We start from the raw sequence: 18,467 nt of genomic DNA, 5'->3' as shown, positions 1-18,467 counted from the left end.
ACCCCAAGCAACAAATATCTCCTAACAACAAATATCATGAACCTCCGACTTACTCACTTTGCCCCCATGCTTTTGGCGGGATTCGCGTTCCTTCCCCTGTACGCGGCGGAATACCATGTCTCCCCACAAGGGAGCGACAACCACGCGGGCACAAAGGAAAACCCTTTCAAGACCATCACCGCCGCCGCGCAAAAAGCCGTCCCCGGTGACGTCATCTCCGTACATGCAGGCACCTACCGGGAAACTGTCAACCCGCCCCGTGGCGGTCTCTCTCCGGAAAACAGGATCACCTACCAGGCCGCTCCCGGCGAACGTCCCGTCATCAAGGGTTCAGAGATCGTCAAGGGATGGATTCAAACCGATGTTCCCAATGTCTGGAACATCAAACTCCCCCATTCCTTTTTCGGTAAACACATGCACCCGTTCCGGGAATTGATCGAAGGAGACTGGTTTTCCAACCAGGGACGCAACCATCACACAGGAGCCATTTTTGTGAATGGCAAGGCTCTTTTTGAAATGGACACCCGAGAGAAAGTGCTGAATCCCAAGCCCTTTCCCGGAGCCGTTTATCAGCAGGACTCCTTGAGGACATGGTTCGTCGAATCGGATGACGATGGTGTTACTCTCTGGATCAACACCCAAGGGGAAAATCCCAATGAAGCCCTTACGGAAATCACGACGCGTTCCTCCTGTTTTTATCCAGAGAATGAAGGCGTCAACTACATCACTCTTCAAGGTTTTGAAATCTGCCAGGCTGCCACCCAGTGGGCAGCCCCCACCGCCCACCAGGTCGGTATGGTCTCGACCAACTGGAACAAGGGATGGATCATAGAAAACAATATCATCCACGATTCCCGTTGCAATGGTATCACTCTCGGCAAGGATGCAGCTACCGGTCATAATCTTGAGTGTACTCAAAAGGATAAAAACGGGACAATTCATTACATAGAAGTCATTTTCAGAGTCCTCCGCAAGGGCTGGAACAGGGAGGATATCGGCTCCCACATCGTCCGTAACAACACGATCTACAACTGCGAACAAACCGGCATCTGCGGAAGCATGGGCTGTGCCTTCAGCACGATCGAAGGAAACCACATCTATGACATCTGGACCCAAAGGCAATTCTCCGGTGCAGAAATCGCCGGCATCAAATTCCATGGAGCCATCGACGTAACCCTGGCCGGCAACCACATCCATCAGACAGGCCGGGGAATCTGGCTGGACTGGATGGCACAGGGGGTTCGCGTAACTCGCAATCTCCTGTACAAAAACGATCAGCAGGATCTCTTTCTGGAAGTGGATCACGGCCCCGGCATGATTGACAACAACATTATGCTTTCCCCGCAAAACCTTCTCTGCGACTCGGAAGGATATGCCTTTGTCCACAATTTCTTCGGCGGTTTTCTCCGTATCTTTCCAGACCATTCCCGCTTCACACCCTACCACCTCAACCACTCAACGGACATCAAGGGGCTGGAAATCATCCGGGCTGGAGACGACCGGTATTACTACAACATCTTCGCACCCCTGCATGGGCAAAAAACAACGGGGCTGGAAGCACTTGCACAATATCCCTACCCCTCCCGGATCAGTGGCAATCTCTATTTTGCCGATCTCAAACCAGCACCCGGAGAAACGGATGCCATCGAAACCACTCTTCCGGCAAAAGACATCAAACTCGCATTCGATGAAAAGAACACGCTGCGTGCCATCTCACTTCCGTGGAATCAAAACATTTCCCTGAAACAGCTTCCCCCTGTCACCACACAATTGTTGGGAAGAACCCACATCGCCAAATGTCTGTACGAAAATCCGGATGGCTCCCCCATGACGATCGACCATGATTTCCAGCGCGCTTCCAGAAATGCGCCTTCGTGTATCCCCGGCCCATGGAGCAGTCTGCCCATGAAAGCCCCCATGGAGATCCAATCTCAACCAGCCCCATAATCATGAAGCCAACCCCAGCTATCCTGGCGGTAATTTTACTGTCAGGTATCACAACCCATGCGAAAGTCACCCCGCTTGCCCATTACAACTTCGGGCGATCAGGAAATGTCACGTACGCTGTTGCACCGGAATCGTTGCCGTCCTCCTCTGGAGACGATGTCCTGCGCTCTGTTGGCAAGCCTTTGTTCTATGCCGATGCGCCGGCAGACAAAGCTTTGCAGGGCGAAGGCTGCGTTCTGTTCAAGGAGGGAGCCGGCTATGCCATCAACAAGGCACTGGGGACTTCTCCCGGTAACCGGAACCAGCTTCTGGAAGTCTGGGTTAAAGCGGTTGAAATCCCGCAAAACGATGTCTTTCACCAGGTTCTATGCAATGGAGAAGCCGGAAAAGGTTGTTCCATAGGCATCCGGCAAGGAAAATGGGCCATCGACTCCAAAGAATCCGTCTCACTCGGCAAAGCACAGCAGAATCAATGGGTACACCTCGCCATCGTCGTGGAAGACGGCAAGGGAATAGCCTATCAAAATGGAGAACAAGTGGCCACATTCTCCACCCCTGCGGAGTATGCCCCCCATTTTTCCATTGCCGCCAGCGCCGGGGGGATGCAGGAAAGCTTCCAAAGTATGGTTTATGAAGTACGTGTCAGCACGTTTGAGAAGGGGGAATTCTCTGCAGGGACAGACCTGTTGTTCAACAGGCAATCCATGAGCGAGGAAAACGTCAAACGCCTGGAGGAGCGGAAAACACTCATCCGGGAACTGGAAAGCCCTGCTCCCGGAAAAGAAATCGTACAGGTGTTTCCCGAAGAGAAGCCCTCTTGCGACTGGCTACTCTCTCCTGAAGCGAGCTCCTGCAAACTACTCGTCCGGAAAGCGAAAGAAGGTGGTTCAACGCGCTTCCAATTAACCAACGGACTGGTCAGCAGGACATTCCACCTGGGAGACAACATCGCCTGCATCAGTTACAAAAACCTTTCCAACGGAGCTGAATACATCCGTGCCGTCAAACCGGAGGCACGCCTCAAAATTGACGACGTCTGGTATGATGTTGGCGGCCTGAAAAACCAGCCGGAGTGTTCCTATCTTCTGGAAGAATGGCTGCCCGGAATGAAGTCCGACAAGCAGGCATTTCAACTCGTCTCCATCAAAACCGACACGCCCGCAAAGCGATACACATGGAATAAAAAATACAACGCTCAAGCAACCGAATGGCCGCCAAAAGGTCTCCAGCTCGTCATGACCTACAAGCCCACGGAAGAGATGACCCATGTCAAGGGGGTGGAAGTAAAGGTTCATTACGAGATTTACGAAGGAATCCCCGTCATGGCCAAGTGGATAGAAGTCGAGAATGCTTCCGACAGGGATATGATTTTGAATGAAACCGAATGCGAAATTCTGGCCGTCAATCAGGATCAGAGGGACCGCCTCCATGTAGAAAGCGACTTCTCATTCGCCCTGGTCAACGGCAACATCAAGGGTAGTGCTCTCATGCACTTCAAAGGCACGCCCCAACCCTACCAGGCAGGAGAAAGCACCACCTTGTGGAGCGTCGATCCTGAATACAACACATGGGCATCGCAGAACCAGGCCGAAGACGCCTTCCTCGACTTCCCGCACCGCAACATGCTCATCAGCCGGCTTCCGGTCGGCCCGGATACGGCCGTTGCAAAAAATCGTCCGTTCCAATCATTTGTCACCTTCGAGTTGCTGCAGGACAGCGATGACCGGGAACGCAAATCCCTCGCGCACCGCCGCATGTATCGGGTTTTGGCTCCCCAGGTAACAGAATCGCTACTCACCGGGGGTATCACATCCAATGATCCGGCAAAGCTCAAAGCCTTCATCGACCAGATGGCCGAGCTCGGCATGGAACGCCTCGACATCATGGCATGGGTCGGCATCCAGCACGACAATCTGAATCCCGACTACGTGAATTTCTGGAAAGACATTGCCACCTATGCCCGGGAACGGGGTATCATCATCGGAGGGTACGAACTCCAGATCGCTTCCCGGGGACGGGGGAAACAAGTTGATTGCGTCAACCCGGAAACTGGCAAGCCCGGTTCCCTGTTCGGGCAAAGCGTTTGCGTCGCCAGTGCATGGAAAGACAGTTACTTCCCCAAAATGTGGGAATTCTTCGATAAAACGGGATTGAAAAGCTACAACATGGACGGCCCCTACCATGGAGACATCTGCGCATCCACCAAGCACCCCCATCACCGAGGCATGAATGATTCCCAATGGGAACAATGGAAAGCCTATGTGGACATCCTCCATGAACTGCAACGGCGCGATGTCTTCATCCCCATCCCGGACTGGTATTTCCTCAACGGCCAATGCACCACCGGCATGGGCTACAGAGAAGCCAGCGCCAACCTCAGCCCTCAGCAGCAGCTTTTGCTAGGCCGCCAATACATCTACGATGGCACCTGGCACAAACTCCCCACCATGGGCTGGATGACGCTCCAGCTCGTTGGCTTCTACACCAACGACCCCCGCGTCGGCCTGGAACCCCTCAAGGACAATCTGTCCCGTTACGAACAACAACTCATCCAATACCTCGCCAGTGGTTGCATGCTCACCATACGTGGCAACCGGCTCTATGATACGCCGGAAACCAAAGCCATGGTCAAGAAATGGATCGACTGGTACAAGGACCACCGCGCCATCCTGACATCGGAGATCATCCACATCAGTCGTCCGACCGGGCGCGATCTGGACTGCATCATGCACGCCAACCCATTCCTTGAAGAAAAAGGGCTGGTAGTCGTCTTCAACCCAACCAACAGGGACATCACACAAACGCTAACCCTTCCCCTCTACTATACCGGGTTGAAGGGACAGGCCACTGTCACGGATGAAACAGGCACCAGCCGTCCATTTGAGATGAACGACGCCTGCGAAATCCAGATTCCCGTCACCCTCACCCCCCAAGGAACAGCATGGTTTGTCATCAAAAAATAATGGCCGGCCTTCTCCTGGCTATTTCCATATCCCAAGGGATGGCTGAGGAACGAATTCCGTGGATTCCAATCGATGCCCCTTCCGCCCCGGACATGTACCACATGGAGGCCCACCTGTCTCCTGTGTTGTCCCCGTTCCAAGGAAGGGTGCGTCTTCTGGAATGTCGGTATGAGAAAGCATTGCTAAAACAACTTCATTTGTTCTCCGACGAGCTGCAAGGAAAAGAATGGGAGTATGCGATCATTGCCTCCAAAATTCCACCAGGGAAAGGAATTAGGCAAGAGCCCATGCCAGAAGGGACCACAGCAGCAGAAATCACCTTCAACGTGCGCCGACTCGGGCCTTCACAGGATTCGACAGGATTCGCCCTGGCCTTTGATTTCCTCAATTGGGATTCGGAAAACTACCTCATGATCCCCTCCTCCGTGTACAACGGCAACCGGAATCGCCTAGTCAACCGCCCCTACGCTCAAGGCCTTGATCGAAACGATCTTTACAAAAAGGATCTGCCTCAGACAACGGCGCCCGTCCCACAGCTCTCACCCAATCAAGGCGATGTATCGCGTCTGGAAGTGCTGACAGGGAACGCCGCCACGCCTGCCATGTGTATTTTCGACAGGAAAAACAACCGTGGCTTTATCCTGCTGGCGGAACAGGGAATCAGAAAAAATGGAGAGATACTCGACAACGGGCTTATCTTCGAAGAATCCCCAGACCGGACACAGGCTTCACTGGTCGTTTCTTTTCCCGGCGTCCGGGAAAAGAAACCGGAATTCATCGGATTCAGTACCAGTCCTGATCGCGGCACAACCTGGAATACCGGGGACACCTGCTCCGTTCGCGTCCAAATTTACTCTTTCCCGGCTCGCGATATTCCTGCTCTTCTGGATCAGTTCATGAGCATCAGGAAAAACCTCACCGGGCCTAATAGTCCACGAAACCTGATACCCCAGTCTGAAGTTCTCCGGATGATGACCGATCTCATCGACGGGCGTTTCTACAGAGGCCGGAAACATCAGTTCTATTGCCCGGAAAATGCAGAATGGATTTCATACGGTTGGATTGGCGGACTCATGAACACGTTCCCCATGTTGGCCCTCGGTGACCAGAGACACCGCAATCAGGTAAAATCCACATTCGACTTCGGCCTCGGATACGGACAAGGAAAATCCGGATATTTTTACGGAGCCTTGAACAAGGACGGCAAGCCTTTCGGACGCGAAGGATATGATGAAACACCCGAAATTGTCCTGACCCGCAAGAATGCCGACGTCCTGTACTGGATGGTCAAACAATTCATGCTCCTCAAGCAACAGGGACATGCCGAAGAAATCAATCCGGAATGGGAACAAAAAGTTCGCTACCTTGCCGATGCCTTTGTCAAAACGTGGAAACGGGAACGCCAATGGGGGAATTTCCTGCACAATGGCACAGGTGACATTGCCGTGTACAACACATCCGGTGGCGTCATGGCAGTCGCCGGTCTCACTCTGGCTGCTACGTATTTCAACGAACCAAGCTATCTGACCACCGCCCAAGAGGCCGCCGAATATTACAACGGGCTTTTCCAGAACACGGGTATGACGACGGGAGCCTGTGCCGACATCTTGCAAAATGCGGATTCCGAAACCGCCATTGCCCTTGCAACATCACTCATGACGCTCCACGAAGCAAGCGGAGATTCCGTATGGCTCGACCGTTGCCGAAATGCCGCTCACCTGGTTGCGACATGGACGGTGTCCTACGACTACATCCTTCCGCCACAAACACCGTTGGCTCAACACGGTGCCAAATTGGCCGGAGCTGTCTGGGCCAGTACCCAAAATAAACATAGCGCACCGGGATTCTGCACTCAGTCCGGCGAAGTCCTGTTCAGGCTCTATCGTCAAAGTGGGGACGAACGATATGCAGAACTGCTCCGTGACGTACTCCATGCACATGCCGAGGGAATCCAGCCCAATGGCCGTATTTCCGAACGCCTGACTTATTGCGATGCAGATAGTCGAGGTTCCTGGGAAGGATATACAGGATGGAACGAAACCAACGGAGCCATGATGGCCTTGGAAATTCCGGGGATCTACGTCAGCACGGATTCGGAACATTTCTACTGTTTCGACCATGTTCAGGCTACCGTGAAAAACCGATCCGGCAACAGTGCCATTCTTGAAATATTCAATCCGACGGCATTCGCTGCCAATGTGTCGATCTTCGCGGAATCCAAAGCAGAAGCTGGCAAGCCGCTCCCGGTCATCGCTTTCCCGCAATGGCAACATGTCACTATCAAAGCGGGACAAACAATCACTGTCGACTGCCCAGCGCAGACATTGCAAAAAACAAACTACTGAGGGACTCACCCCAAAAACATTTATAAGAAATATACTCCCCCCATCACCATGAAAAAGCTATGCACCATAAGCCTCCTGTGCCTCCTTTTCCCAGCCCCTCTGTATGCCTGGACTCCCGACAACGGCAACGGCACGTTTACCAACCCCCTCATGTGGGGGGACTGGCCGGATCCCGATGTCATCCGCGTAGGAGACGATTTCTACATGGTATCCACCAGCATGCACTATGTTCCTGGCTCGCCCATCGCCACATCCAGGGATCTGGTCAACTGGAAGATGATCGGTTATGCCATTGACCGTTACGACGAAGACCCGCGATACGATTTGAAAGGCGGCAGTCTCTACCTCAATGGCTCCTGGGCTAACTCCATTCGCTACAACAAGGGCAAATTCTACGTCGCCTTCTGCACTCCTTATGGGCGCGGTATCGAAAAGGGACATTTTTCCGTGTGCGAAGCAGACAAACCCGAAGGCCCCTGGAAGAGAACGATTTTCCCGGAATATCTGTATGATCCCGGTCTGTTCTTCGATGATGATGGCAAGGTTTATGTCGTTCATGGACAACACGATTTGTACATCACCGAACTCAATTCCGACGTCAAATCCGTCAAGGGAGAAAACGTCAAAATATGGGATAAAGGCTTCAAGGACAGTAAGACTCTCGGCGGCGGATTCGGCATGGAAGGGTCGCACATGTACAAGATCAACGGAAAGTACTACATCACCTGTCCGGCAGGAGGTACCGGAGGATGGCAAATATGCCTCCGGTCCGACAACATTTACGGGCCTTATGAGCACAAGCTGATCATGGACGACGACAGTTCCTACCCCGGCAATGGATTGCACCAGGGGGGTATGGTCCAATTAAAAAACGGGGACTGGTGGTTCATCATCATGCAAGACCGTGGTGCTATCGGACGCGTACCCTACCTAGTTCCAGTCACATGGGTGGATGGATGGCCCATGCTGGGAGCCAATGGTAAAGATGCCATCACATATCCCAAACCAGCTGTCGGCAAAACATTCCCCGTAAGCAGTCCCGCAACGACCGATGAATTTAATGCGCCGAAACTGGGATTGCAATGGCAGTGGAACCACAATCCCGACAATACCAAATGGTCGTTGACGGAAAAGTCCGGATTCATGCGCTTGAAAGCACTCCCGGCCAGGGATCTGAAAGATGCGCGCAATACTCTAACACAGCGTGTTCAGGGGCCCAATTCGGAAGGAACCGTGGAAATGGATGTCTCCGGGCTAAAAGATGGCAATGTCGCCGGATTCGGTATTTTCCAATTTCCCTATGCCTATGTCGCCGTCACCCAGGACGGAAACACCAGAAAAATCGTTATGTGCAACAACGGTGCAATTATAGAAACACCTGTCGAGAAGTTCACCGGCAATAAACTCTGGATACGGGCTCGCGCCATGGACAAAGATTTTACAGCCCGCTTCTATTATAGCACCGACGGTCAGCATTTCATACCCATTGGCAACACTTTGAAAATGGGCCTCGGCCTGCCCTGGACAGCCAACCGTTTTGCCCTGTTCAACTTCACCACCAAAGATGAAGGCAAAGACGGACACGTCGACTTCAATTGGTTCCGCTTCACTGACAAATAATGTTCACCATCCTAATTTTCCACGCCCTCTTCCTCTTGCACGGAATCGTTATCGTTCCCCATAAGTCTGTTTTAATACAGGACATAAACAGGATAATGCAGGATTGGCTTGTCTGCTCTACAGAATAAACCGGGAACCAGCAAATAACAGCCTTATTGCAAATATAAATTCAACCAATTATATATACAATAAGCTGTAAATTAATTATTTAAACAATTCATTATTGTTCAAATGACACTCAATCGAATCATAACACAATCATTTTCAATTATTTTCTTATAATTCAAGGGATATCTATCCGTATTTTTAAAAAGATTTCTCATACATTCCGCCTCTTCCATCATATTGATAACACATTCTCCTTCAATCTTCATGAAATCGTTTCCTATCACTTCATTGATATTACCACTGGTATGCCTGTCGCTGCAAACGTATGCATCTCCATCGTATCAGCTCAAGTCTCCCAACGAGCAATTAACCTGCCAAATCCGGCAAACTCCACAGGGGAATGTCACGTACACATTGTCGTATCAAGGTACTCCTCTCATTGCGGAATCTCCTATGGGCTATACCACAAAAGATGGTACGCAAGTCCCCGGCTCCGGCTGGCACATTTCCACCCCGCAACATAAATCCTATCGGGGATTCTGGAAACCAGTTTGGGGTAAACGATCCCTCGTTCCGGAACGCTATGAAGAAGTCATTCTGCCCCTGAAATCCCCGGAATCCGGTACACAACAAACATTTCCGGCTAACATCGATATTGTCGTCCGGCTTTATGATGATGGGCTGGCCTTTCGTTACAACATTCACCATACGGAAAACAATACTCGCCCATTTGAAAAAGAATCGACCGAATTCCGTTTTGCCGGAGATTACACCGCTTGGTTCTACAATGGAGAAAACGCCAATATCGGCCCGGAAAAACTCTCCGTATGTCATGCCGTACGCCTCCCCGTCATGACCATTGATACTGGCACAGGCCATTTCATGGCTATCCATGAAGCAGATCTGAGAACCGGAGAGCCTATGAAATTGCAGTCGGAAGAAGGCTCTTGCGACTTCACTATCCCTTCCCGTCCCGGCATGCTGAACAGCGACACCCCATCGCCCTGGCGCGTGGTATTCTGCGGGGAAACCCCCGGAGTTGCAATCGATTCCCATCTGCTGGAGCTGTTGAATCCCCCACCTGATCCATCCTTGGACTTCTCATGGGTACGCCCCGGAGTCTGTGTCTGGGACTGGCGGATCAACGGAGCGAAAACCGATGGATTCACATACCACATGGATTACCCGTCGTGGGTACGCATGGTAGACTTCGCTTCGGACCACAACATCAAACACCTTGTTCTGGATGCCAATTGGTACGGCCCCGAATTCCAGAAGGACTCCAATCCCCTCCAAGGCGGCAAAACGGAAGACGTTCAAAAAATTATCCAGTACGGCAAACAAAAAAATGTCGGTGTCTGGCTGTATCTGAACGATGTCGGAGGCCGCCAATATCCGCTCGACAAAACGCTGGAACAATATGCCCGATGGGGAGCAGCCGGTGTCAAATACGGATTCATGAACGGGACTCCCGAAGAAAAAAATGCCCGTACCCGCCGTATCACCGAACTCTGCGCCCGCAACCATCTGCTCATCGACTTCCATGACGGTCCCGTTCATCCATATGGGCAAATGAGAACATGGCCCAATGCCATTACCCGGGAATACTGCCAAGCACAATTAGATGGTCACAAGGTATTCCCGCCAGCCACCTTCCTCACCTCCGTATTTGTCAATATGGTTGCCGGCCCCCTGGACATGAACAACGGCATGTTCGACCTGAGGCAGGGTCCAACAACACGAACCGATGAAAACAAGCCGGTTCCCTCTACTCTCGTCTCGGAAGCGGCCCGTACCTTGATTGTCTTTTCCGGCGCCACTATCCTTCCCGACATCCCGGAGTATTATACCCGGTATCCGTCCCTCCTGGAATTCATCTCCGCCCAGCAAATGCCCTGGGTCGAGAGTAAAACCCTCGATGGAAAGATTGGCGAATACATCGTCATGGCTCGCCAAACGCCCCAAGTCACACTGATCGCCGCCGCAACCAACGAATCCGCTAGGGATCTGGATATAGATCTCTCCTTCCTCACTCCCGGATATTATCAGGCAATCATCACACAGGACGGTCCCGACGCTCATTATCTGAACAATCGGGAAACCCTGCACACATCCTCCAAAACTGTGACGGAAAAAGACACCCTCCCCGTTCATCTCGTTCCCGGAGGCGGAGCGTGCCTCCTGCTTAAACCAATTAGACAATAGGAACCGACATTGTCTGAATCCCACAAGAGCAATTCTCCCTCCTCTCGTTTCATGAATATTCATCTTCATTTCCTTTCTATGAAACACTTTGACTATCAGTCTCTTGCGCAATTTATTTCTCAAATAAGAGATATAAAAATAAATCTGACGATGAAAGCATCAAAAAATCTTTTGATTCTATGTTCCTGGTTGATGATGCCTCTTGTATGGGGTATTGATTCCGGAGTTGATGCAGCATCAGTAAAACAAACTTGCCTGGAAGGAAAAGTAGATAGCGACAAAAAAGCCGATTTGATCAAGCTGAGACAGAAATACCCTTTGCCGTTACCAAAAGCATCTGCCAAGGAAATGGAAATAGCCCTGCAACAGTTACAGCAGTATCAGTTGAGACGAATAGATAATACCACAGTCAAGGGGAATATACTTCCGGACAAAAAGAAAATTACATTCCAACAGGCCAGAGATCTAGCACAAACCGTACGAGGTTTGTCTTTTGCCGCTTTGGGGGGTAATCCTCAGGCAAAAGCAAATCTCTATCTTTATCTGGACGGTTTGTTTACAGACAATATTATTGAATGCCTCCCCAAAGGCAAAGGTAGTAGCTACAGATATACACGCCAAATTCCAGCTGATTTTCTGAGTGCACTGCCAATATGTGACAATAAGCGGAAAGAACGATTGATTGCAGCAATAAGAGATTTTTTAACAATAAATCGCTTATATTCAGATGCCTCCAACACTAATGAGAGGCAGATCAACTCAGACTTTATATATACTATGCTTCCACATCTGTTTGTCTGCGCACTGCACCATCCGAACGACAAACAAGCAATCCTGTATTTGATGGAATTTTCCCGTTTCTTGTCTAATTGTACGGAATACACTCCCGGAACAAAAGGCGTCTTAAAACCCGACGGAACAGGTTTTCATCATGGATCACATTACAACGGGTACATGTATGCCTATAATCCCTGGGTAGAATATATGGGACGTCTGAAAGGAAGTGCCTTCCGCATTAATAAATCTGCCTATGAACGACTAAGAAAAGCCGTTTTCAGTCTGTACTTAATGTCCGTCTGTTCGGAATCGGATAATAACCGTTATTTCGCAAACAGCATGGCGGGAAGACACCCTTTTTATGGAATGAATGTAACCTTTCCTCAGAAATTGTTCGAGCTTCTAATTGAGGTGGGAGGTGACGTCTACGGTAGCCCGTATGACCCGGGACTGGCATCCTGTTACAATTACTTTTACAAAACACGGAAATATGCCAACGCCCCCCAATGGGATGCTAACGGTTTCTATCCCTTTAATTACAGCCCGGCTGCCGTGTACAGACAGGACAACTGGATAGCTGTTATGCGCTGCCCAACCGCAAAATTGTGGGGAGCGGAAATCTATGACAAAACAAACCGGTTCGGCAGATATCAAAGCCACGGTACACTCGAAGTTCTTTACGAAGGAGGACTTGCCAAATGCGGCTATCCGGACGGAGAGAACAGAAATGGCGCCGGCTGGGACTGGAACATGATGCCGGGGAGTACCACTGTACACTACACAGACTGGAAAACCATGATGCCTGCCGGAAATGACTCGGCCCGGTTCGACCAATACGCCCGGACAACAAATTTCTCCGGAGCAGTGGCGGGACAAGAAGGCGGAATCTTCGCAGCAGTATTCGATCAGGGAGATTCCTGGGGAAGCAAACGGTTTGAAGAAACCAACCTTTTCTTCCGAAAATCCGTTTTCGCCACAAACGGGATGTTGCTCAGCCTAGGAACTGATATTTCCGCAAAAGGCAATTATCCGGATGAATGGATCACTGCTACAAATTTATTTCAAAATATTGTTTCTGAAGAGAGCAATAAATTGATGGTGAATGGAAAAGAAATTCAATGCAGAGACAAACTGGTGATTTCTTCCCGGGAATCCGTGTGGATGATCACTCCCGCCTCTACAGGGTACTTTGTCCCGAGTGGGCACGATGACATTCAGGTCATTTATGGGAAACAATCAAGCCCTCCATCAAGCGGTCCGGCTAACAAACTCGGGGAAATAGTGGTCGCCAAAGCTTTCATTCATCACGGAATCAAGCCTCAAGGCAAATCCTATCAATTTCTGGTTGTTCCCGCCGCAACAGAGGAGCGAATGAGAGAGCTTGCCACACAGCAGGAAAGTGGGAAATTATTCCAAGTCATGCGCATGGATAAACAAGTGCATCAGGCCCAATATTTACCCTCCCACACGATATACTATTCTTTGTTTGAACCTGTATCCGATTTATCCGGAGGCATCCTGCTATCTTCGGAAACGCCTCTGCTCATTTTGGAACAATCGCATAAAAACAACGGTGAATTAAACCTGAATCTCTGTTTCCCCGATCTTTCCCGACCTGTCCGAGCATCCGTGGAACTAAAAGGCATATGGAGTCTGAAAACCGGACAAGACTCCCCAAAGGTATTCCTAAAATCGAATGAACGGGGAAATACCGTACTTAAGGCGGATTTGTCAAAGGGTGAACCCTTGCACATTTCACTAAACCATTCTTCAAAATAAAGGATTCCAATAATCAAATCATCTGTTCTTTTCTCCCCACCAAACCATAATACAGAACATAAAATGAACCTGTTCCCACTCCTGCTGATTCCCTTGTCTACGGTCTCTTATGCCTTCCCGAATTCCATGTAAATCACCAGATGGGAAACTCATTTGTACAGCCTGCCTCCTGCTCAAACTAATTAACCAATAGAAAACAACACCGTCTGAATCCGATAAATGCGATTCTCACACAACTTACTCTCTTTTCATGAATGTCCCCTTTCATTTCATTTCCACAAAACGCTTTGTCCGGTGTAGTAAAGCCACTCTGCTCTGTCTAATGATGGGATTCACTATCCTCCCGTCTCCCGGAAGGACAGAGCCCATTGACTACGTACGGCCCCAGATTGATTCCCACAAGTCACGCTGGTTCTATTTTGCCTCGGCCTCACGACCTTTCGGTATGGTCAGCCTGAGCCCCGACACACAGGTCAGGGGAAGCTGGAACTCGGGGTATCTGTATGGAGACAAGGAGATAAAATGCTTCAGCCATGTCCACTGCTGGCAGATGGCAGGCGTCCCCGTGTTCCCCACTACCGGCGAAATACTGGGGCACAAAGGCATGGATGCGTACAAATCCCCCTTTTCCCACGAAAAGGAAACCGTCATCCCCGGTTATCACAAAGTCGTTCTGGACAAATATGGTATTACGGCGGAACTAACGGCGACCTCGCGAATAGGCATGCACCGGTATTCATATCCCAAAGGACGGACGGCAAACGTCCTGATAGATGCAGGCGCCTTTCTGGCACATGGACCGACAACCAAAGCGGCTTTCAGGAAAAAGTCTCCGACAGAACTGACCGGATATTCCATCCTTGCCCCTACCATGAGGCGACAGAAAAGCGTCACCGTGTACTATGCCATCAGTTTTGACCGGCCCTTCCAGACCTGTGGAGGCTGGGAACCTGTCGACAAAGTGAAAACCCTGGTCTCCAAAAAGTCTCTGGAAGGCAGCGATATCGGCGGTTATGTGTCGTTCGGCGACTTGGACGGCAAACCACTTCTGATGAAAGTAGCCATTTCCTACGTCAGTGAAGAGCAGGCAGCCCTCAATATGAAAAACGAACTGGACCACTGGGACTTTGACCGCGTCGTCTCCGAGGCTCGCAACGAATGGAACCGGGAACTGGGGAAAATATCCGTAGAAGGCGGTACGGAACAGGAGAAAATCAAATTCTACACAGACCTGTGGCATTCCCTGCTGGGCAGGCATACCTTCTCCGATGTCAACGGAAAATATGTAGACAATACAGGGAATTTTCCTCAAATCCGGCAGGTGCCTCTGGAAAAAGGTCGTTCTATCCGCAGCACCTACAATTCCGACGGATTTTGGGGAGCCGAATTCAACCTCAATATTCTCTGGTCCATAGCCTATCCAAAAGTCCTGAGCGATTTCGTATCGACACTAGTAGATTACTATCACAATGGAGGGTTGATCGCCCGTGGTCCCAGTGGGGGCAACTACACCTACGTCATGGTGGGAGACCAGGCTATCCCGATGATTGCTGCCGCATACAATAAGGGGATCCGGGATTTTGACGTACAGGGAGCCTACGAAGGTTGTCTGAAAAACTCGGAACCCGGCGGTATACGCGACCACGCGGGGTATGAACTGAAGACCAATTGCTACATGCAGAATTACGTAGATAAAGGATTCGTCCCCGAAGGTCTGCCTGGCAAGGGCAGCCACCGGGAAGGCTGCGCCATGACTCTCTATTTCGCCTATCAGGACTGGTGCATGGCCCAGTTTGCCAAAGGAATGAACAAGGATGAGGATTACAAAAAATACCTGAAACGTTCTTTCAATTATCGGAATGTCTTTGACACCGAAACAGGCTGGATGCGCCCTAAAAACCAGGACGGTAGCTGGATCAAGAACTTTGCCCCCGTCGGCAAGGGATTCAACATGCCGGGTTTTGTGGAAAGTAACTCGGCCATTTTCACCTACTATGTCCCACACAATCTGCCGGATCTCATCTCCCTGCTCGGAGGGAACAAAGTCTTTGCCACAAAGCTGAACAAACAGTTCGAAGACGCTGCCCCTCATCAATTCATCACGCCGCATGGTGCCCATGCCGGCAACTGGGTGGATTACGAAAACCAGCCATCCCTGCACATGGCTCACCTGTTTAGTCACGCGGGAGCTCCCTGGTTAACCCAGTACTGGGTACGCCGTATCAAAAAGGAAGTCTTTGGTAACATCACACCCTATGGCGGTTACAACGGAGACGAGGATCAGGGACAAATGGGAGCTCTAGGAGTACTGATGGCTATCGGTCTATTTGATGTTCAAGGTGGGGCATCTACACAGCCGTATTATGAAATTACATCACCGATTTTCGACAAAATCGTTATCAGTCTTGATAACAGATATTATCCTGGGAAAAAGTTTGTCATTGAAACCAAAAACAACTCTTCGGAAAACGTATATATTCAAGCAGCCACACTCAACGGCAAACCTTGGAATTCTTTCCGTCTTCCTCATTCTGAACTAGTCAAGGGTGGCCATCTGATTTTGGAACTTGGCAATACTCCCAACAAAAAATGGGGGACTGCATCACCCTGCCCTTGTTATTGATCCCACCCACCTTTCTCCCAAAGAATAAAAATCAATTTAGAACCAAAAAAAACAATGAAAAAAACATTCCTTGTTAAATTATTCATCATTCCACTGGTATGCCTGTTGTTTCAATCAATCGGACATGCTCAAGTCAACCCGGAGGTCACAAAAGTTTATATCGTCTTCAAAACCCATCTGGATGTGGGCTTCACCGACTTGAGTTCCGTTGTCACTCGGCGCTATCTATCGGAGTTTATTCCCAAGGCTTTGGATCTATCCGAAAAATTGTACGCCGAACATGCCAAGGAAAAGTATGTATGGACAACGGGAGCATGGTTGATCTGGAAGTACCTCCATACTGCCTCTCCGGAAAACGTGAAACGACTGGATGCTGCAATCCGGCGGGGAGATATCGTCTGGAACGCCGTTCCCTATACGGTCGAATCAGAGTCGATGAATCGAGATTTATTTGAAACCTGCCTGCGCCTATCACAACAACTGGACAAAAAATACGGCAAGCAAACAATTGCGGCCAAAATGACGGATGTACCGGGACATACGCGAAGCATCGTATCTCCGATGTACCACGCGGGGATCCGTTTTTTGCATATCGGAGTCAATCCCGCTTCTCCGATTCCCTCTGTACCGGATTTTTGCCGATGGAGAGATACGGACGGCAGCGAACTGATTCTGGTCTATCAAAAAGATTATGGGTCGGAAAACCTGCTCCCCGGAGGCAAGACAGCCATTTCGATCAATTTTACCGGAGACAACCACGGACCGCATACCTATGATCAGGTAAAAGCCATTTATGCCGGCCTGCATAACCGCTACCCCAATGCTCAATTAATTTCCTGTTCTTTCGATGAAATCGCTCGAGAACTGCTAGCCATGAAGGATCAACTCCCGGTAGTTACCTCCGAAATCGGCGATACCTGGATCTATGGTTACGGCAGCTCTCCTAAGCGCATGGCCCGGTTCAGAGCCTTATCCGAACTTTATTCCCAATGGCTGCGTGAAAAGAAAATAGACAAGAACAGCGAATGCGCGATCAATTTTGCCGTGGAACTGGGCCTGATTGCCGAACATACCCAGGGTATGGATGTGAAAACCCACCTCCGAAACTGGGATAAATACGACATGGATGCCTTTCTGCCTGCCCGGACATCCCAGACCTTCCAAAAGGTGGAACAATCGTGGAAGGAACTGGACCAGTACATTGATTCGGCGATCGGGTATTTACCTCTCTCCTTGCAACGGGAGGCCTTAGCCAAAATGAAAGAAATCAACAATCCGAAGTCCCTCTCATTGACAGACAAGGCCCGGACGATTTCTCCGATCCCGTGGAAGACATCGCTCTTCAAAGGGGGATGTTTGAAAATAGAAGGATTGTCGTACCAGATGTACGACAAAAATGATTTCAAGAATTATCTGGGCAAGTATTTGAGAACTCAGGCAAGCTGGGCGTTTGACGATATCGGGAAAACGGGACTGGATCAATCCGGAGCGGTAAGTGTAACTCTGTCCGCCAACGCGATTAAACAGGAAATACGCAAAGAACCGAAGGGTACGAGGACGATATGCGAGTTGGAATTCCCACACCAGGAAGGAGTTGATCCACGTGTTTACCCTCATAAAATGTATGTCGATATTCTGGAAGATCAAACCGGGAAAAAAGCGGAAATTGACCTAACCATTCTGAACAAGCCGGCAGTCCGATTGCCGGAAGCTTATTGGCTGTCTTTCAATACGGATCAAATTGTTTCCATCGTTGCTGAAAAGATAGGGGAAAGAGTCGATATTCTGGATGTGGTGGAACAAGGGAACCGGCAAATGCACGGTATCGACCATTATGTGGATTTGATCACCTCCGCCGGAACAATCCGGATATGGAGCGAAACTGCTTTCCTCGTCAATCTTGGAGAAGCCCAGGGCATCAACTATTCCCGCAACTATCCGGATAAACGGGGAGGTATCCATTTCAACTTGAGCAATAATCTCTGGGGGACGAACTTCAGCATGTGGAATGAAGGCTCCCTGACCTACCGGTTTATCGTCGAACGGCTTGATTAGCAATCATGTAAAATTATCTTCCAACCGACCTCCTCATCCATTTCT

The 18,467-nt window shown here is 50.1% G+C and carries 8 protein-coding genes; all 8 read left to right on the top strand.

Going from position 1 to position 18,467, the window contains the following annotated elements; genetic code table 11:
- Positions 1 to 36: 36 nt before the first annotated feature.
- The gene (locus tag QET93_RS02800; RefSeq protein ID WP_280131528.1) at positions 37 to 1,947 is read left to right on the top strand and encodes a right-handed parallel beta-helix repeat-containing protein; all 1,911 of its coding nucleotides are present in this window, start codon (positions 37 to 39) and stop codon (positions 1,945 to 1,947) included.
- A 2-nt stretch (positions 1,948 to 1,949) separates the two neighbouring features.
- Positions 1,950 to 4,910 (top strand): LamG-like jellyroll fold domain-containing protein, encoded by a 2,961-nt coding sequence (locus QET93_RS02795; protein WP_280131527.1) that lies wholly within the window; start codon positions 1,950 to 1,952, stop codon positions 4,908 to 4,910.
- A 287-nt stretch (positions 4,911 to 5,197) separates the two neighbouring features.
- A complete protein-coding gene (locus QET93_RS02790; RefSeq protein WP_322190089.1) occupies positions 5,198 to 7,255 on the top strand; it encodes a hypothetical protein in 2,058 nt (685 codons plus the stop codon).
- Between the two features lie 48 nt (positions 7,256 to 7,303).
- A complete protein-coding gene (locus tag QET93_RS02785) occupies positions 7,304 to 8,875 on the top strand; it encodes a glycoside hydrolase 43 family protein (protein ID WP_280131525.1) in 1,572 nt (523 codons plus the stop codon).
- A gap of 372 nt (positions 8,876 to 9,247) precedes the next feature.
- The gene (locus QET93_RS02780) at positions 9,248 to 11,188 is read left to right on the top strand and encodes a glycoside hydrolase family 97 protein (protein WP_280131524.1); all 1,941 of its coding nucleotides are present in this window, start codon (positions 9,248 to 9,250) and stop codon (positions 11,186 to 11,188) included.
- 51 nt (positions 11,189 to 11,239) lie between these two features.
- Positions 11,240 to 13,744: a chondroitinase family polysaccharide lyase gene (locus QET93_RS02775; RefSeq protein ID WP_280131523.1), complete on the top strand. Its 2,505-nt coding sequence runs from the start codon at positions 11,240 to 11,242 to the stop codon at positions 13,742 to 13,744.
- A 322-nt stretch (positions 13,745 to 14,066) separates the two neighbouring features.
- The gene (locus QET93_RS02770; protein ID WP_345786066.1) at positions 14,067 to 16,367 is read left to right on the top strand and encodes a GH92 family glycosyl hydrolase; all 2,301 of its coding nucleotides are present in this window, start codon (positions 14,067 to 14,069) and stop codon (positions 16,365 to 16,367) included.
- A gap of 54 nt (positions 16,368 to 16,421) precedes the next feature.
- Positions 16,422 to 18,422, top strand: coding sequence for a DUF5054 domain-containing protein (locus tag QET93_RS02765; RefSeq protein ID WP_280131521.1), 2,001 nt, complete (start codon positions 16,422 to 16,424; stop codon positions 18,420 to 18,422).
- Positions 18,423 to 18,467 lie beyond the last annotated feature (45 nt).

Origin of the sequence: Akkermansia sp. N21116 (genome assembly GCF_029854705.2) — a bacterium.
Classification (GTDB): domain Bacteria; phylum Verrucomicrobiota; class Verrucomicrobiia; order Verrucomicrobiales; family Akkermansiaceae; genus Akkermansia.
The sequence above is the reverse complement of the archived record's forward strand: the minus strand, read 5'-3'. Positions and strand labels throughout refer to the sequence as shown.